The organism is Streptomyces atratus, assembly GCF_040655115.1.
Taxonomy (GTDB): domain Bacteria; phylum Actinomycetota; class Actinomycetes; order Streptomycetales; family Streptomycetaceae; genus Streptomyces; species Streptomyces atratus_D.
In genome coordinates, this window is the sequence record NZ_JBFAJH010000040.1 from 34,399 (window position 1) to 52,596 (window position 18,198).

The 18,198-nt window shown below is 69.2% G+C and carries 12 protein-coding genes and 1 pseudogene; 4 read left to right on the plus strand and 9 right to left on the minus strand.

Annotation, left to right across the window (positions count from 1 at the left end; all coding sequences use genetic code 11):
• Window positions 1-14: 14 nt before the first annotated feature.
• On the minus strand, window positions 15-1,427 hold the full coding sequence (lpdA, locus tag AB0I23_RS30850) for a dihydrolipoyl dehydrogenase (protein WP_359114250.1): 1,413 nt from the start codon (window positions 1,425-1,427) through the stop codon (window positions 15-17).
• Between the two features lie 529 nt (window positions 1,428-1,956).
• Here lpdA and AB0I23_RS30855 point away from each other — a divergent pair.
• The 3 genes from AB0I23_RS30855 (at window position 1,957) to AB0I23_RS30865 (ending at window position 7,238) form a co-directional block, all read left to right on the plus strand.
• Window positions 1,957-4,665, plus strand: a complete 2,709-nt coding sequence (locus tag AB0I23_RS30855; protein WP_359114193.1) for a M4 family metallopeptidase — start codon at window positions 1,957-1,959, stop codon at window positions 4,663-4,665.
• Window positions 4,666-4,995: 330 nt separating this feature from the next.
• Window positions 4,996-5,475, plus strand: coding sequence for a MarR family winged helix-turn-helix transcriptional regulator (locus AB0I23_RS30860; RefSeq protein ID WP_359114195.1), 480 nt, complete (start codon window positions 4,996-4,998; stop codon window positions 5,473-5,475).
• 170 nt (window positions 5,476-5,645) lie between these two features.
• On the plus strand, window positions 5,646-7,238 hold the full coding sequence (locus AB0I23_RS30865; protein ID WP_359114197.1) for an MFS transporter: 1,593 nt from the start codon (window positions 5,646-5,648) through the stop codon (window positions 7,236-7,238).
• A 214-nt stretch (window positions 7,239-7,452) separates the two neighbouring features.
• Here the strand turns inward: AB0I23_RS30865 and AB0I23_RS30870 are convergent.
• Window positions 7,453-7,725: pseudogene (locus AB0I23_RS30870) on the minus strand (FAD-dependent oxidoreductase); the annotation flags it as partial.
• An 880-nt stretch (window positions 7,726-8,605) separates the two neighbouring features.
• Between AB0I23_RS30870 and tkt the strand changes: the two are divergent.
• A complete protein-coding gene (gene tkt, locus AB0I23_RS30875; RefSeq protein ID WP_359114199.1) occupies window positions 8,606-10,801 on the plus strand; it encodes a transketolase in 2,196 nt (731 codons plus the stop codon).
• A 54-nt stretch (window positions 10,802-10,855) separates the two neighbouring features.
• Here the strand turns inward: tkt and AB0I23_RS30880 are convergent, their stop codons facing one another.
• The 7 genes from AB0I23_RS30880 to AB0I23_RS30910 all read right to left on the minus strand — a co-directional run bounded on the left by AB0I23_RS30880 (window position 10,856) and on the right by AB0I23_RS30910 (window position 18,192).
• Window positions 10,856-11,350, minus strand: a complete 495-nt coding sequence (locus AB0I23_RS30880; protein ID WP_359114201.1) for a hypothetical protein — start codon at window positions 11,348-11,350, stop codon at window positions 10,856-10,858.
• A 404-nt stretch (window positions 11,351-11,754) separates the two neighbouring features.
• Entirely contained in the window at window positions 11,755-13,452 is a 1,698-nt protein-coding gene (locus AB0I23_RS30885) for an FAD-dependent oxidoreductase (protein ID WP_359114202.1), read from the minus strand.
• A 39-nt stretch (window positions 13,453-13,491) separates the two neighbouring features.
• Entirely contained in the window at window positions 13,492-13,755 is a 264-nt protein-coding gene (locus AB0I23_RS30890; RefSeq protein ID WP_359114204.1) for a UBP-type zinc finger domain-containing protein, read from the minus strand.
• 18 nt (window positions 13,756-13,773) lie between these two features.
• The gene (gene trxA / locus AB0I23_RS30895) at window positions 13,774-14,229 is read right to left on the minus strand and encodes a thioredoxin (RefSeq protein ID WP_359114206.1); all 456 of its coding nucleotides are present in this window, start codon (window positions 14,227-14,229) and stop codon (window positions 13,774-13,776) included.
• Window positions 14,226-16,853: an ATP-dependent chaperone ClpB gene (gene clpB / locus AB0I23_RS30900; RefSeq protein ID WP_359114208.1), complete on the minus strand. Its 2,628-nt coding sequence runs from the start codon at window positions 16,851-16,853 to the stop codon at window positions 14,226-14,228. The genes trxA and clpB overlap by 4 nt, the downstream gene beginning before the upstream one ends.
• A complete protein-coding gene (locus AB0I23_RS30905; protein WP_359114210.1) occupies window positions 16,844-17,227 on the minus strand; it encodes a chaperone modulator CbpM in 384 nt (127 codons plus the stop codon). Before AB0I23_RS30905 ends, clpB begins: the two co-directional genes overlap by 10 nt.
• Entirely contained in the window at window positions 17,224-18,192 is a 969-nt protein-coding gene (locus AB0I23_RS30910) for a DnaJ C-terminal domain-containing protein (protein ID WP_359114212.1), read from the minus strand. Before AB0I23_RS30910 ends, AB0I23_RS30905 begins: the two co-directional genes overlap by 4 nt.
• Between the last annotated feature and the right edge of the window lie 6 nt (window positions 18,193-18,198).

Genomic DNA, 18,198 nt, shown 5'->3' on the forward strand with positions numbered 1-18,198 from the left:
ACGTCGCCGCCTTCTCACATGTTGATCATGTGCCCGGCGAGCCCGTGCACCGCCTCCTTGACCGCCTCGCCGAGCGTCGGGTGGGCGTGGACGTTGCGAGCCACCTCGTGGACCGTCAGGTCCCACTGCTGGGCCAGGGTGAGCTCCGGCAGCAGTTCGGTGACGTCGGGGCCGACGAGGTGAGCGCCAATGATCTCGCCGTACTTCGCGTCACTGATCAGCTTCACGAAACCGGTTGTGTCGCCCAGGCCGTGCGCCTTGCCGTTCGCTGTGAAGGGGAACTTGGCCACGTTGACGTCGAAGCCCTTCTCGCGTGCCTGCGCCTCGGTCCAGCCGAAGCTCGCGATCTGCGGCTGGCAGTAGGTGGCGCGCGGAATCATCGGGTAGTCGAGCTCCATGGTCTCGGCTCCCGCGATGGTCTCGGCCGCGACCACGCCCATCGCCTCGGCGGCGTGCGCGAGCATCAGCTTCGCGGTGACGTCGCCGATCGCGTAGATGTGCGGCACGGATGTGCGGCAGCGGCCGTCGACGTCGATCGCGCCGCGCTCGGTGATGCGTACACCGGTGCTCTCCAGGCCGTAGCCGGTGACGTTCGGTGTGAAGCCGATCGCCTGCAGAACCTTGTCGGCCTCCAAGACCTGCTGTGTGCCGTCCTTGCCGGTGACCGTGACGCGGACCTGCAGGCCGGACTCGTCGATCGAATCGACGCGGGTGGAGGTGAGCACACCGATGCCCAACTTCCTGTATTGGCGCGCCAGTTCGGCAGAGACGTCCGCGTCCTCCAGCGGCGCCATCCGGTCCAGGAACTCGACGACGGTCACCTTCACGCCGTAGTTGTGCAAGACATACGCGAACTCGACGCCGATGGCGCCGGCGCCTGCGATCAGGATGGACTGCGGCAGGTCCTCGGCCAGAATCTGCTCTTCGTACGTCACCACGCGTGCGGTGCGGCGGGTCCCGGGCAGCAGCTTCGGAGTCGCTCCGGCTGCGATGATGCAGTGGTCGAAGCCGATCGTCCGGGTCGAGCCGTCGAAGAGGGCCACGTCGAGCGTGTGCGAGTCCACGAACGTGCCACGGCCGCTGATCTCCGTGATCCCGTTCTTCTTCATCAGGTAATGGACACCTTTGACCCGGCCGTCCGCGACACGGCGGCTGCGCCGGAACGCCTCGCCGTAGTCGAAGGACACCTGCCCCTCGACCTTGATGCCGAAGGTCTTCGCCTCGCGCGTGACAATGTGCGCCAGCTCGGCGTTGCGCAGCAAGGCCTTGGTGGGGATGCAACCGACGTTCAGACAGACGCCGCCCCAGTATTTGGCCTCGACGACGGCCACGCGCTTGCCCAGTTGTGCGGCGCGAATGGCAGCGACATATCCGCCTGGGCCTGCTCCGAGTACGACAACGTCGAAGCGCTCACCCTGGTCATCCATGGAAATGTCCTTTCTGATGGGGATCGGCTCGGCCTCCGTGGAGAGCCGGCTCATCCTGGTCGAACACCCTGTGCACCCAGCTCGGCGGCTGCGGTTTCCCACACCCGTCCGCAGCAGGAATATCACCCGGAAGGCAATGCGTGTGATCGCACGGCCGCCCACATCGTCGGTCACCTTTCCGTCTCCAGCAGCATGCTCCATCAACCGGATCAGCTCGGCATGGGGCACCGCACCGTCCAGCGCCGCCTGCAGTCCGTCATGGTCGAGGTGGGGGCGGCCACGCGTTTCCAGCTCGGCTGGCACGCAACGCGCAGTGGCTGGCTGGATGAGGCGGACGCGCAAACCCCCCCGAACAGGATTGAAAACAAGGCTGTTTGAGGCGTATTTACGCCGCGGCGTGTTCACGCCAGCGACATCTCTTGTACGCGCCACCGACCGTGCCCAAACATCTAGGCACCGACCGCGTGGGGCTCCCACACCTCGCGCAGCTGAGCGATTTCACCCATCAGTGCGATAGGGGAGGGTTCACGTGTTCCCGACACGTCAAAGACGGCTCCGCCGTGTCCTGGCCGCCGCAGTGGTCGTCGCGGCCACCGGCTCGACGCTGCTGACGTCGCCGGCCTGGGCGGAGGAGGAAGCGCCGCCGGTCACGCCCGTGACCGGCGACCGGGTGCCCGTCGCGCCCGCCATGACTCAGCGTCTCGACGACACGGTCCGTGAGGGAACTCCGGCCCAGGCCGCACGGGCGCACCTGAAGGACCACGAGGACACGTACAAGGTTCCGGTCACGGACCTCAAGACTGTGAGCACCAGCAAGGACGGCAAGCAGTCGTCCGTCCGCTTCCAGCAGAAGCACAACGGGGTGCCGGTCTTCGGCGCCGAATACGCCGTGCAGACCGAGGCGGCCGACGGCGGGCAGAGCGTCACCTCCGCCACGGGAACCCTGTACACGGACCTGTCGGTCTCCACCACGCCGAGCGTTTCCGAGGCCGTCGCCGAGAAGCGGATGTTCTCCCTCGACCGGAAGCTGTCGCGGGTCAAGGGCGCCAGGACCGAGGGCCACGGCCTGATCGTCCTGCCGGACGCCCGAGGCGGCAAGCTGGTCTGGCACTTCACCGTCACCGGCGCCGAGGCCGGTGACGGCCCGGTGCGCCAGGAGGTGTACGTCGACGCGAACATCGGCGGCATCGCCCTCTCGTACAACAACATCGACGCCGCGGACGCCGCGCCGGCCAAGGGCACGGGCGTGCGGGTGGACGGCTCCGAGGTGGAGTTGAACATCGACAAGGAGACGGGCGGCTCGTACACGCTCGTCGACTCCACCCGGGACATGTACGCGCGGACCGGTGGCCAGATACGTACCTACGACGCCCAGCGCAAGAGCTACTCGCTCGTGGCGGGCGGCCCGGTCACCGAGGACGTTCCCCTGGCGACCTCCTCGAGCGACCGGTTCGACGCCACCAACACCTCATCAGGCGCGGTCGACGCGCACCTGAACGCGGCGAAGGTCTACGAATACCTCAAGGACAGGCTCGGCCGTGACGGCGTCGACGGCAAGGGCGGCACGATCTACTCCGTCGTCAACGTCGCCAGCAACGGCAAGGACTACGCCAACGCCTTCTGGGACGGCTCCAAAATGGTCTACGGCCACATGGGCGGCGTGCCGCTGTCCGTGGGCCTGGACGTGGTCGGTCACGAGATGACCCACGGCGTCACCGAGCACTCCGCCGGGCTCGTCTACCTGAACCAGTCGGGCGCCCTGAACGAGGCGATCTCCGACTACTTCGGCAACGCCATGGAGACCGCCGACAAGGGCGTCGCGATGAGCGACCCGACGTCCGGCCTCGTCGGCGAGTACCTCTGCAACGGCACCAAGCCGCTGGCGGAGTGCGCGCTGCGCGACCTCAACGACGGCCGCAACGCACAGACCGACTACAAGCCCATCACGCTCGACATCGACAACGGCGGTGTGCACTCCAACTCCACCATCGTCGGTGGCGCACTGTGGGACATGCGCAAGAACATCGACGCCGGCCTCGCCGACCGGATCACGTACCGGGCCGCGCAGAACTACCTCACGCCGCTGTCCGGCTTCACCGGCATGCGCAATGCGGTCACCCTGGCCGCGAAGTCCCTGAAGGTCTCCGCTGCCGACCTCGACGCCATCGGCCGGGCCTTCGACGACCACGGCATCGAGCAGGGCTGGGAGCGGAAGTCCGGTACCCACGACGGCACCACCATCGGCGCCGACGTCCTGCCCGCGTACGAGGTCTACGGCGGCATCGATGAGCAGGCCGCCCAGGTCAGTGGCGATGTCTACGCCATCGGCCACGGTGACGCGATCGCCTGGGGCCAGGGCGGCGCCGCCTTCGGTATCACGGTCGGACGCTTCGGCAAGACTCCCCAGCACGAGTTGGCACAGTCGGACGCCTACCTGATGGACCCGTCCCTCGACCACGAGCGTGTCGTCTTCACCCGGATCTCCGCCGACGGCGTCGGCATCTACCGCGCCGGCGACAAGGGCCAGGGCGAGATCAAGAAGCTGGTCGACACCCCGGACGCCGACGAGACCGAGCCGGTCACGGAGAACGGCGCCCTCGCCTACATCAGCACCACTGCCGACGGCGAGCAGGACGTCATGCTCCTGAGGGCCGACGGCACCACGGTCAACGTGACGCCCGAAGCCGGCACCAGGGCCTCGCGCCTCGCCATGAAGAACGGCACCATCGCCTGGGCCGGCGGCGACGGGACGTACCTGCACGTCTACGACATCGCCACGGGGAAGGCCCAGAGCAAGCGGATCACCGGCTTCCTGTTCAACTGGATCTCTGACATCCAGCTCACCTCGGACCGTGTCTTCTACCGCACCAGCGGTGGGTTCCTGATCCCCAGCACCACCATCGGATCGACGCCGGCCGCCGACGTGACCCAGATGAAGAACCTGACCTACCCGAGGAGTCTGTACGTCGCCCAGTTCTCGGTCAGCGACGAGTACTTCGCCTACTCGACGTACGACCTCTGGGGCGCTCTCGGCTCCTGGAACGGACCGACCAAGGTGAAGGTCTCCACGACGGCGGACGTGCTGGCCGGGCTGAACAACTTCAACCGCGCTTCCTGTTCCTCCGGTTCACAGCTGGCCCCGTCGCTCGGTGACGGACAGCGGATCGTCTGGCTGGACACCACGGCCGCGGCGACGGACGTCGTGACGCGCGGGACGTTCGCGGGCACCTGCGAGTAGCATTCGCCACTCCGCGAAGGCGGTCACCGGATCTTCCGGTGACCGCCGTTTCCGTAGAGGTGTCGGCCCGCGGCCTCACGGGACTCCATGCTCGCGATCAACGTGAGAACGACCCGGCTTCGACCCGGGTGAAGGGCGGTCGGGGGATCGGATGTCCGACGCCCCAACCGTGGCCGGAGAGTCCGGCTCCGCCTCCGGCACCCCGGACCGCAACGACGCGCAGGGCTCCGCCAAGCACCCAGGGGCGGCACAACCGGAGCACGAACGACACCGCAGTCGGGCAGAACATCTCCATTGACATACCTATGATGCCAGACCTAATATGAACGCATGCCCGATTCCAGCGCGTCCGCTCAGGACATCGACCGTGTGGCCTCCGCGCTCGCGGCATGCCTGCCGGCGCTGAATCGGTCCCTCGATCGCCGGGTCGCCCGGGATTTTCCGGGGCCCAAGCCACCTGAGAGTCAGCTCGCGCTGCTGCGGTTCGTCTCGCAGCAGGAGGGCGCCACCGTGCGCGAAGCCGCCGATGCCCTTCTGATGCGGCCGAACAACGTCAGCGCCGTGGTCTCCCAGCTCACCGAGGAAGGGCTGCTGGAGCGTCGGCGGGACGCCGGCGACAAGCGGATCGCGCACCTGTATCCCACGTCCAAGGCTCGACGGGAACTGGCCGAGGTCCAGCGTCTCGAGGGTGCGCACATCGCCCGCGCCCTGCAGTCCCTCACCGACGGTGAGATGGACGCCCTGGGCTCGGCAGTGGGCGCGCTGAATTCGCTGGCGCGGCACTTGCACCCCGCGCCCGCGCCCGAATAGATCCCGCGGTCCCCCACCCGGGACGCGACCGACCGCGCGCACGGCTGTCTCTGTGCCCGCGGAACTTTCCCCTGCCCGGAGACAGAACGCTCTGACCACCCCGGCGGTCAGCGTGCAGCGCGTTCCCTTTTCCCTGTTCCGGCACCACTCTCGACAGACAAGGCACTTCCATGCCGTCCACCACCGTGGATCACTCCTCCCTGCCCGCTCCCTCCCCACCGCAGGCGGCGAGGGAGCGGGGGCGTCGCTCCCATCCCTGGCTGACGCTCCTCGCGGTCGCCTTCGGCCTCTTCATGGTCCAGCTCGACGCCTCCGTGGTCGCCATCGCCAACCCGGAGATCGGTCGCGCGCTGGAGGCGTCCACCGCAGACCTCCAGTGGGTGACCAACGCCTACCTGCTCGCCCTGGCGGCTTCCCTGATCCTGGGCGGCAAGCTCGGCGACCGCTTCGGTCGGCGCACCTACTACATGGTGGGTGTCGTCGGCTTCACTCTCGCCTCGGTCGCCATCGGCCTGTCGGCCTCGATCGAGGGAGTCATCGTCTTCCGGGCGGCGCAGGGCCTCTTCGGGGGGCTTCTGATGCCCAACACCCTGGGCCTGCTGCGCGCCGCCTTCCCCCCGCGGAAGTTCGGCATGGCCGTGGGCATCTGGGCCATGGTCTCGGCCGTCTCCACGGCGCTCGGCCCCATCGTCGGCGGTCTGCTGGTCGAGCACGTCAGCTGGGAGTCCGTCTTCTACATCAACGCCCCCATCGGCGTGATCGCGATCCTCGTCAGCGCAACCGTGCTGCCACAGAGCAAGAACTCCAGCGGTAGCCACCGCTTCGACGTCCCCGGCGTCATCCTTCTCGCACTGGGCCTGCTGTGCGTGGTCTTCGGCGTCGTCAAGGGCGAGACATGGGGCTGGACCTCCGCCGGCACCCTCGGTGCCGTCGCGGCCGGCGTGCTGATCCTGGTGGGCTTCGGCTGGTACGAAACCCGCGTCGAGCACCCGCTGCTGCCGATGCGTCTGTTCCGCATCCGGGCGCTGACCGTCGGCACGATCGTCACCGCGCTCAACTTCTTCGTGATGCTCGGTGTGATCTTCTTCGTGATGCTCTACCTCCAGAACGTGCGCGGCTTCTCGCCCGTGGAAGCCGGAGTGCGCACGCTGCCTCTCAGCCTTGCCTCGTTGGTGGCCTCCCCCCTGGGGGCAGCGCTGACAGGCCGCTTCGGCTCCCGGTTCTCCATGCCGCTGGGCATGGTGCTCCAGGCCGTCGCGACCTTCTCCATGCTGACCTGGGACACCGGCTCGTCGTACGCGACGATGTGGCCGCCGTTCATCGCACTCGGTCTGGGCGTCGGCATGGTCCTGTCCGCGTCCTCGGACGCCATCGTCGGCCAAGCCCCCGTCCAGGAAGGCGGCGTGGCGGGCGGCCTCCAGGCCACCGCTCTGCAGATCGGCGGCGCGCTGGGCACCTCGGTGCTGGTCTCGCTCATCAGCAGCCGGGTCGGCGTCACGTTCGGCGCCGAGCTGGCCGATGCCGGGGTTCCCTCGACCGTCGCGGCCGGACTGGAGGATGCCAAGGACGCGGTGGCCATGGGCATCGCCCCGGTATCCGGTTCCATGTCCGACCAGTTGAGGACGGCTGTGGTGGAGGGCAGCGGTCAGGCGTTCATGAACGGTATGCACACCGCCGCGGCCCTCACCGGCGTCCTCTGCCTGCTCGGGGCCGCCCTGGCGGCGCTGGGGCTCCGAGGCACCTCCCGGCCCGCGCAGGGCTGAGATCCGGCACTTCGCCGGAAACACGGGAGAGGTGCCGGCCAAAACGGGCGGCACCTTTCCCGCTTCCCGTAGGCGAGCCGCGGCCCATGACACGATCAGCCGATGCCCGCGGCGGGTGTTCACGAGCCGGCGCGGGAGCGGCTGGGCCCGGGGCGCAGGCAGACGGTGGTCCGCCGGTTCGGGACCGCCTGGATCGCCTCGTGGCCTCATCCCGGCGACACCGTCCGCCCTTTCCCGGGTCGACCCCGACGGCCCGCACACCGAGCTTCCACCGTCCGTCCACCTCACGACGGCTCGGCAGCGCGACGTCCTGCGCGCGTACCCGTCCGAGCAGCACCTGCTTGGACAGTGGTGGTCTGTCGTACGGGGGGTGCGGCTCGTCCCCGACAAGGGTCAGCGATCCGGCGAAGCCTTCCTCGCGCAGCGTCTCGGCGGCGCGCAGACCTGCCAGCGACGCGCCGACGACGATCCGGCCCTCGCCGGTCACGAGGCGCCGAGGCCTGCCGGCTCGCCGGCAAGGGTGGCTTGTACCGGACAGACCGCCGCCGCGCGTCGGACGCGCTCATGCTGCCCGCCGGGCACGCTCGGCGTGTATGACGTGCCGGAGTGCGACGCCAACGGTGCTGGGCCGTGCGGGTTCGTACGGCCCGACCGACCGGACAGAACAGTGGCTGCAGCAGACCACGAGCCAGGGAAGCACCGGCCGGGTGCGCCACCGGCGCTGCCGTCGCGATGGCCCGCCACCCTCAAGGCCGACGGGTGTACCAGGCACTGCGGTACATCCCGTGACACACCGCGAAGCGCCCGTCGAGTCGGCGCTCCGGTGCCCGAGGGGGTCGTCGGCGAAGCCCATCGGCTCGCCGGCATTCCGCCGGGAGACGTCCGTCAACGGCATGTCGCGACATTCAGCCACCGCGACGCCTGTTGATAATGACGCGTCACAGCAAAGCGGCGATGGGAGCCCGATGCGGGGCCGACGACTGTGCATCGGACTGCTGGTGCCCCTGCTCGGAGCAGTGAGCGCAGGCGGCCCTACCGGACGGCACAGCGACGGCGCTTCGGCCCGCACCAGGGGGTTCGGGCGGTCCCTGGCAGCCGCGGACCCGCGCACAGCCTCCGCGTCGGCGTGGATCACCGGAATACAGGCCCGTGGGCGCGGCGCATCGGTCGACCGGCGTCGAAGGCCGACTGTCTCTCCACCTCATACGGGGGCACCAGAAATCCCGCCGCACAACGACGATCTCCGGTGAGAGCAGCCGGAGTGGGCCGTTCCCTTCCCGTGAACGCGGATGCGCGGGCCGGTGCTGCGGCGGCGGGCAGACCGAGGCACCCGAAAAGGTCGTCGAAGCAACCAGAAAGGCAACGCCATGGATGAGCGACAGGCAGCCACCGGAATCATCGCGGGTCGTGATGCGAAACTCGCGCTTCCGGTCGCGGACACGGTGGGGTGGGGTCCGCTGGATGTACGAGCGGTGGACACCGTGCGCGTTCTGGCCGCCGACGCGGTCCAGAAGGTGGGAAACGGTCATCCGGGAACCGCCATGAGCCTGGCCCCGCTGGCCTATCTGCTGTTCCAGCAGGTGATGCGCCACGACCCTGCCGATGACCAATGGCTGGGGCGCGATCGATTCGTGCTCTCCTGCGGGCACTCGAGCCTCACTCTGTACATCCAGCTGTACCTGAGCGGGTACGGACTGGAGCTGCAGGATCTCAAGCAGCTCCGTACCTGGGGCTCCGTGACGCCCGGGCATCCGGAGTACCGCCACACCCGGGGTGTGGAGGTCACCACGGGCCCGCTGGGCCAGGGGCTGGCTGCCGCGGTGGGGATGGCGTTGGCGGCACGGCGGGAGCGCGGCCTGCTGGATCCCGACGCCCCGTCGGGTGAGAGCCCGTTCGACCATCACGTGTACGTCGTTGCCTCCGACGGTGACCTCATGGAAGGAGTCACGTCGGAGGCGAGTTCGCTCGCCGGACACCAGGAACTGGGCAACTTGGTCGTCTTCTACGACTCCAACCACATCTCGATCGAGGACGACACCGAGATCTCGTTCAGCGAGGATGTCGCCACGCGCTACTCCGCGTACGGATGGCAGGTGCAGACGGTCGACTTCACGCTCACGGGCTCGTACATCGAGGACGTGGACGCTCTCTCGGCGGCGATCACAGCCGCCAAGCAGGACGCCTCGCGGCCGTCCATGATCGTGCTGCGCACGATCATCGGCTGGCCCGCCCCCACGAAGCAGAACACCGGCAAGGCCCATGGCGCGGCGCTCGGTGACGGAGAAGTCGCCGCCACCAAGGCATTGCTGGGCTTCGACCCGGGGCAGAGCTTTGTTGTGGAGGACGAGGTCCTGGCCCACGTCAGGAAGGTCCGGGAGCGGGGCGCTGCGGCCCATCGCCAGTGGGAAAGCGTGTATGAGAGGTGGCGCGCCGCCCATCCTGACCGGGCAGCCCTGCTCGACCGGCTGCGCGACCGGCGTCTGCCCGACGGCTGGGCCGACAGGCTGCCGACCTTCCCCGCCGATCCTGCCGGAATGGCCACGCGCAAGGCATCCGGGGAGGTACTGACGGCGCTGGCGCCCGTCCTGCCCGAACTGTGGGGTGGGTCCGCCGATCTTGCGGGGAGCAATAACACCACGATGAAGGGGGAACCCTCCTTCATCCCGGCCGCCAAGCAAACAGCCGAGTGGAAGGGCAATCCCTATGGGCGGACATTGCACTTCGGCATCCGTGAGCACGCCATGGCGGCGATCCTCAACGGCATCGCGTTGCAGAGTCTGACACGTCCCTACGGCGGCACATTCCTCGTCTTCAGCGACTACATGCGTCCGGCTGTCCGTCTGGCAGCACTGATGCAACTCCCGACCATCTACGTCTGGACGCATGACTCCATCGGGTTGGGCGAGGACGGGCCCACCCACCAGCCCGTCGAGCACCTGGCCGCACTACGGGCGATTCCTGGCCTCGACGTCGTGCGGCCGGCCGATGCGAACGAGACCACCGTCTGCTGGCGCACCATCATCGAGCATCAGGACAGGCCCGCCGGTCTCGTGCTCACCCGGCAGACGCTGCCCGTCCTGAATCGGGGCGCCGACACGCATGCCCCCGCCGAGGAAGCAGCCCGCGGCGCCTACATCCTCGTGGACGGTGCCGAAGGACAGCCCGACGTCGTCCTCGTCGCGACCGGCTCGGAAGTGCACGTCGCCCTGGCGGCGCGTGACCTGCTGGCCGCCGAGGGATACGGAGCACGCGTGGTGTCCATGCCGTGCCAGGAGTGGTTCCATGCTCAGCCCTCCGCCTATCAGAACGCGGTCCTGCCGCCCACGGTGCGCGCCCGCGTGAGCGTCGAGGCGGCCGTCGGTCAGGGCTGGCGCGACATCGTGGGCGACGCGGGCCACATCGTCGGTCTGGAGCACTTCGGTGCCTCCGCCGACTATCAGCGCCTCTACCGGGAATTCGACATCACGCCGCAGGCCGTGGTCGCTGCGGCCCTCAGCAGCATCCGTGCGGCCTCCGGCACGGTGAAGCCAGGCGGAGAGCGGCCCGCTCAGCCTGAAGGCTGAGCGGCGCCAGTTCAGCGTCTGGTTCAGCGACAGGCGCCGGCACAGGACGGCTGCTCATCTCTCCGCTCCCTTCGTATCGAACGCGTACATCCGTACAGGATCGAGGTGGAGCTCGTGCGGGCCCATGCAGTCGGCAGCGAGGGTGGCGACGAGGACACCGCATCCGCAGGCCATGTTGCGGCCCCCGGTGCCGAGCGGGCCGCAACAGCCCCGGTGCGGGCCACCCTGGTCCAGCAGCCGCAGGTCCGGTAAGTCGTCGGGATGCACGACGACGGTGTTCCTCGGCCCGGTCGGGGTCCAGTCGGTCAGCTCGGGCGGCATGAGCAGTCGGCGCGGATGGTGCGGCCGCGGTTTGCCGGTCGGCGGGGTGAACGGTGCGCCCCACGGCTCGGGATCTATCGCATAGTGCCCTCGCGGCACAGTGGAGGGGGCCAGACGTGTCTCCTTGTCCCGATCCCTGTCACGGCCCGAGACCTCCGGCACGGCGGGCAGCTCCACCAAGTCCGGGGTGAGTTCGACCCCGCACTTCGCGCAGAAGAAGACCGTCATACATGCCGTTGTAGCCGCCAGGCGCTTGCCGGCGCATCCTCGTTTCTGGTGAGACAGCAACTTTCCTGTTGTGGAAAGGATCAGTGCTTGACCCTGCAGTGGCCCTCTCGGGAGCATCGAACACGACAGACGCACGCTGACGCGAGGGGAAACGATGCTGCGGAAGCTGACGGGTGATCCGGAGTGCAGGAACGGCACGTGCCCGACCCCATGGGCCACAGAGGACAAGAAGAGCTACGTCGTGCAGGGATACGTGATCACCGACCCGGTGCGTCGTCGTTGAAGGGCGCTCTCAGCCGCGGGCAGCCCTGCCGTCCCCAGGCCGGACTCGGATGTGCTCAAAGACCGATCGTCCGTGCGGGACCACTCCCGAACCGGTCGACGTGCGCGCACGTCGTTCGCCCTCAGGTCGTCGTGGCCTTCGTCGGGTGTCGACGTATGCCTGGCGACCCCACCCCCCGGAGGTGCTCGTGCACCAGGCGGACGGCCATCGCGCCCTCGCCCACTGCGGAGGCCACCCGCTTGACCGAGCCGCTGCGGACGTCTCCGACAGCGAAGAGTCCGGGGAGACCGGTTTCCAGGGCGAGCGGGGCGCGGGCGAGGTGGCGCCAGAGGTCGGCGCGGATGTCGACCACGTCCTGACCCGTGGGGATGAAGCCGTGCGGGTCCAGGCCGACTGCCGCGCCGAGCCAGGATGTGGCGGGGCGCGCACCGATGAAGACGAACAGGGCGCGCGCTGCCAGCACCTGCCGTTCGCCGGTTCTGCTGTTCCGGACGAGAACGGACTCGACTTGGTCACTGCCGGCGACTTCCTGGACCTCGGTGTGCATCAGCACATCGATCCGAGGGTGCCCTTCTATCCGGTCGATCAGGTAGCGGGACATGCTGTGGGTGAGGTCGCCGCCGCGTACGAGCAGACGCACCGCGGGCGACTGACGTGCCAGGAACAGGGCGGCCTGGCCGGCGGGGTTGCCGCCGCCGACGACGACCACGGGATCCATGCGGCAGTTTCTCGCCTCCCAGAGGGTGGCGGCGTAGTGGACCCCGACTCCTTCGAGCCGTTCGACGCCGGGCGCGGGCAGGCGCTGGTACCGGGCGCCGGTGGCCACCACGACGGTGTGGGCGGAGATCGTGGCACCGTCGGTGAGCGTCACGATGTGGGACCCGTCCCGCTGTTCCAGGCCTGCGGCTTCGGCGGGGACGGTGATCCGGGCGCCGAACCGGTCGGCCTGGACGGCCGCGCGTTCGGCGAGGTCGGCGCCGGAGATCCCGGCAGGGAATCCGAGGTAGTTCTCGATCCGGGAGGAGGTTCCGGCCTGACCGCCGGTGGCCACGGCTTCCAGGACGACCGTGGCCAGCCCTTCGGAGGCGCCGTACACGGCCGCGGCCAGACCCGCGGGTCCCGCACCGACCACCAGGAGATCGCAGACGGCCTCGGTGGGGGTGTCGGAGCGCAGGCCGATCACCCGTGCCAGCGCGGCGTCGGTGGGGTTGCGCAGCACCCGGTCGTCGTGCCAGACCACCACCGGGGTCTCTTCGGGTGTGACTCCCAGACGGCGCAACAGCGCCTCGGCCTCGGTGTCCTTCTCCAGATCGACCCAGCGATGCGGGAGCCGGTTACGGGCCGCGAACTCCAGCAGCCTCCGGGTGTCCGGGGAGAATGCGGAACCGATGATCCTGAATCCGGTGGCCATCCCGGCCAGCAGCGTCCGACGCAGAAGGTAGGCGCGCAGGATCAGGTCGCCGAGCGCGGGTTCACGGATGAGCAGGTCGCGCAGTTCTGCCGAGCCGACCGCCAGGATCTCACCAGGTGCACGGACCACGGCGCTGAGGAAGGCGGCCTGCCCCTCCAGCAGGCCGAGCTCGCCGAGGAAACTCCCGGGGCCATGAAGCTGGTAGGTCCTCTCCTGACCGCCGTGGTCCTCGACCACGGCCACCGTACCGCTGAGAACGACGAAGAACTCCTGACTGGGTCTGCCCCCCTGATAGAGCAGGTCGCCCACTTCGGTCGGCCGCCGCTGTCCGCAGGTGCTCAGCAACTCGATCTGGTCGTCCGTCAATTGCGGGTACGCGTCGTACGGCGTGGGCGTCTCGGCGGTCACAGTGCACTTCCCTTACGGCGTTGATGAGGGTGGGAGAGCTCAGACCATGGCTTCGTGGACGAAGCACCAGCGCCAGTCCTCACCGGGCTCGAAGGACCGCACGATGGGATGTCCGGCCGTGGCGGCATGTCCGCGGGTGTGGCGCATCGGGGAGGAGTCGCAGCATCCGACGTGGCCGCAGGTGAGGCAGAGCCGCAGATGGACCCAGGGTGATGCGAGGCGAAGACATTCCTCGCACCCCTGCGGAGTCCTGGGGGTGACGGGTCGGACCAGTGAGAGGTGTGGGTCGGGCGGGATGGTCATCACGGCCTCCGGGGTCGGTCAGGGGGGCTGGGCGTTGTCCGTCAGTGCCTGCTCCACCCACTGGCGTAGCACTGGGGCCGGCGCGGCGCCGGCCTGACGGGCAATGGTCCGTCCGCGGTCGAGGACCAGCAGAGTGGGGACGGCCTGGACCTCAAACCGCCGGGCGAGGGCCGGTGACTTGTCGATGTCGACCTTCACGAGCTTGATCCGGCCGGCCAGGTCGTCGGCAACCTTCTCCAGGGCGGGGCTGACCATCCGGCAGGGTCCGCACCAGGTGGCCCAGAGATCGACGAGGACCGGCAGACCGGCCTGCTCGGCGACGGTGTCGAAGTCGCAGTCCCCCGCTTCGGCGAGCCAGGGCAGCGGCGCTTGGCAGTTGCCGCACCGGGGGCGGCCCTGCGCGGCGGCGGGGACGCGGTTGGTCTTGCCGCAGTTGCCGCAGCGGACGGTGTGGATGGCCGGGGCTGCGCTCATGACGCCTCCTGCGGCTCGTCCTGGAGCGTGATGGTCAGTTCGTCGTCCTCGGCGTCGACCAGGATCGTCACGCCCTCGGTCGCCTCGCCGCTGAGCAGCGCGCGGCCGATCCTGGTCTCGACCTCGTGGGAGAGGAAGCGGCGCAGCGGACGGGCGCCGTAGACCGGGTCGTAGCCTTCGGCGGCGATGAGGCGGCGGGCCGGTTCGGTGAGGACGAGGGAGATGCGCTGGTCGGCGAGGCGGCGGCGCAGCTCGTCGAGGAGCAGGTCGACGATGCGTTCGATCTGCGCCAGGCCGAGCGGGTGGAACAGGACGATGTCGTCGATACGGTTGAGGAATTCGGGGCGGAAGTGGCTGTTGAGCTCGCCCATCACGAGTTCCCGTACCTCGGGCTTGATCTCGCCGGCGTCGGTGGCGTCCTCGAGCAGGTACGGGGATCCGAGGTTCGAGGTCATGATGACGACTGTGTTGCGGAAGTCGACGGTTCGCCCCTGTGCATCGGTGATCCTGCCGTCGTCCAGGACCTGGAGCAGCGTGTTGAAGACGTCGGTGTGGGCCTTCTCGATCTCGTCGAAGAGGACGACGGAGTACGGCTTGCGGCGCACCGCCTCGGTGAGCTGGCCGCCCTCCTCGTAACCGACGTATCCAGGAGGTGCGCCGACGAGGCGGCTCACGGTGTGCCTCTCCTGGTACTCGCTCATGTCGAGGCGGATCATGTTGCTCTCGCTGTCGAAGAGTGCGGCGGCGAGGGTCTTGGCCAGCTCGGTCTTCCCGACGCCCGTGGGACCCAGGAAGATGAACGAGCCGATCGGCCGGCGCGGGTCGCGCACTCCGGAACGAGCCCGGATCACCGCGTCGGCGACCAGTTGTACGGCCTCGTCCTGGCCGATGACCCGCTCGCGCAGGATCTCGTCCAGGCGCAGCAGTTTCTGCCGTTCGCCTTCCTGGAGCCGGGTGACGGGGATGCCGGTCCAGGCGGAGACGATCTCGGCGATCTCTTCGGCGGTGACCACCTCGCGCAGCAGCCGTGTCTCGCCCTGTTTGACGGCGAGTTGCTCCTCTTCGGCTGCAAGGCGGCGTTCGAGCTCGCTGATGGTGCCGTAGCGCAGCTGGGCGGCGCGGTTCAGGTCGTAGGCGCGTTCGGCCTCCTCGGCCTCCTGCCGGGCGCGTTCCAGTTCCTGGCGCAGTTCCTGGACGCGGCGGATGGCCTGGCGTTCGGCCTCCCACTGGGCGTGCTTGGCGTCAGCCTCGGCCCGCAGGTCGGCCAGTTCACGGCGCAGGTCCCCCAGGCGGGCGCGGCTGGCCGGGTCGGTCTCTTCGGCCAGGGCCGCTTCCTCGATCTCAAGCCGGGTCACCCTACGGGTGAGTTCGTCGAGTTCGGCCGGCATGGAGTCGATCTCGGTGCGCAGCCGCGCGCACGCCTCGTCGACCAGGTCGATGGCCTTGTCGGGGAGGAAGCGGTCGCTGATGTAGCGGTGGCTGAGGGTGGCGGCGGCGACGAGCGCGCTGTCCTGGATCTTGACGCCGTGAAAGATCTCCAGGCGTTCGCGGATGCCGCGCAGGATGGAGATCGCGTCCTCGACGGTCGGCTCGTCCACGAGGACGATCTGGAAGCGGCGTTCCAGGGCGGCATCGGACTCGATGCGCTTGCGGTACTCGTCCAGCGTGGTGGCGCCGATCATGTGCAGCTCGCCGCGGGCCAGCATCGGCTTGAGCATGTTGCCCGCGTCCATGGCCCCCTCGGCGGCGCCGGCCCCGACGACGGTGTGCAGCTCGTCGACGAAGAGCAGGATCGAGCCCTCGGCACCCTTGACCTCCGCCAGGACGGCCTTGAGGCGTTCCTCGAACTCGCCGCGGTATTTGGCTCCGGCGACCAGCGAGCCCATGTCGAGCGAGAACACCGTCTTGTCCCGCAGTCCCTCCGGTACGTCACCGCGCACGATCCGCTGGGCCAGACCCTCGACGATGGCGGTCTTTCCGACGCCGGGTTCGCCGATCAGAACGGGGTTGTTCTTGGTCTTGCGGCTGAGGATCTGGATCACCCGCCGGATCTCGGCGTCCCGGCCGATCACCGGGTCGAGCCGACCGGTCCGTGCCTCCACGACCAGGTCTCGGCCGTACTTCTCCAGGGCCTCGTAGGCGGCTTCCGGGTTGGCGGAGGTGACCCTCTGGTTGCCACGTACCTGGGTGAGGGCGGCGAGAAAGGTGTCCTTGGTCATGCCTTGTTCGGCGAGCCGTCGGCCGGCGGCGGTGGCCGAGCCCTCGTCCACCAGGGCCAGAACCAGGTGCTCGGTCGAGACGTACTCGTCCTTGAGGCGTTTGGCCTCCCGCCCCGCCGCGTCGAGCAATCGGGCGAGGCGCTGGGTGACCATCACCTGGCCGGGGGCGGCGCCCGGTCCGGTGGTACGCGGGCGCTTGGCGAGATCGGCTTCGACGGAGCCCCGCAGCGCGGCCGGGTCGGCGCCGGCGCCGGCGAGCAGCCGGATCGTCAGGCCGTCCTGCTGGTCGAGCAGAGCCAGCAGAAGATGCTCCCCGTCGACCTCGTTCTGGCCGAGCCGCACCGCCAGGCTCTGCGCTTCCTGCAGCGCTTCCTGGGACTTCTGGGTGAGGCGGTTCATGTCCATGACGTTCGCTCCTCGGCCGCTGGTCGACTGCGCCGCAGCGCCCTTTCCAGATGGTCGATACGGTCGAGGAGGTCCAGGACGACCCCGACGGCCGCGTAGTTGAGCGACAAACCGGTCCGCAGTCTCTGAACGCGGGCGATGGCGGACGGAGCGGTGGTACGGAACCACAGTCGCCCGTGGGCGTCCCGCTCGGCGTCCACCAGCCCGAGGGCCACGAAGCGGCGGACCAGGTCGGGCGGCAGGCCGCTGCGTCGGGCGACACCGGCCAGGGACAGTTCATAGGGGGTGACCCGGTAGACCTGGACCAGGGGGTACTGCGCGGCTGCACGGCCGTGTGCGGCGTCTTCGGCGGGAGAACGCTGATCGTCACTCATGGCTGCTTCCTCGGGTCGAAGGTCGAGACCCCGGCCAGCTCCTCGAACAACTCGCGTTCGCGCGGGCTCGGCGACGAGGGCACCATCACCTGGATCTCGGCGTGGAGATCACCGGCGGAACCCTTGGGGTGGGGCATCCCCTCGCCGCGCAGCCGCAGCCGCCGGCCGGTGGAGGTACCCGGGGGGATGTGGACCTTGGCAGTGCCGCCGGGGCCGGTGACGGGCACGGTCGCCCCCAGGACGGCTTCCCAGGGTGTGACCGGAAGATCGACGTGGATGTCGCGACCGCTGAGCCGGTACCGGGGGTGAGGGGCGATACGGACCACGAGGTAGAGGTCCCCCGCGGCGCCTTGACCGCGACCCTGGCCGCCCTCCCCCGCGAGCCGGATGCGCTGCCCGTCCACCACACCTGCGGGGATGTTCACGTCGTAGCTGCGCTCCCCGCCGGGGCCGCCGAGGGTGATCTTCCGCCGACCGCCGCGGTAGGCCTCTTCCACGGTGAGGGTGAGCTCGGCCTCCTGGTCGGCGCCGGGTACCGGACCTGCCCCGCGGCCCGCCCGGCCGCCGAACACGCCCCCGAAGAGGTCCTCGAAGTCGAAGCCGACGGTGTCGGCATCCCCTTCCGTCCAGATCCGGGCGCCTCCGCGGCCCGCGCCCCGGCCCCCCTCGAAGGGTCCGCCGCGGTACGCTCCGGCCCCGCGGAAGCCCCGTGCTGCCGCGACCCGCTCGTCGTAGTCCTCCGGGATCTGCCGGAAGTCGGCGCCGAACCGGTCGTACCGGGCCCGGGTGCCGGGGTCGGAGAGGACTCCGTACGCCTCGTTGATCTCCTTGAAGCGCTCCTCGGCGACCGGATCCTTGTTGACATCCGGGTGGTGACGGCGGGCAAGGGTGCGGAATGCCTGCTGGATCTCGGCCGCGTCGGCGGTCCGGCTTACGCCCAGCACCTCGTAGTAGTCGCGGGCCATGGCGAG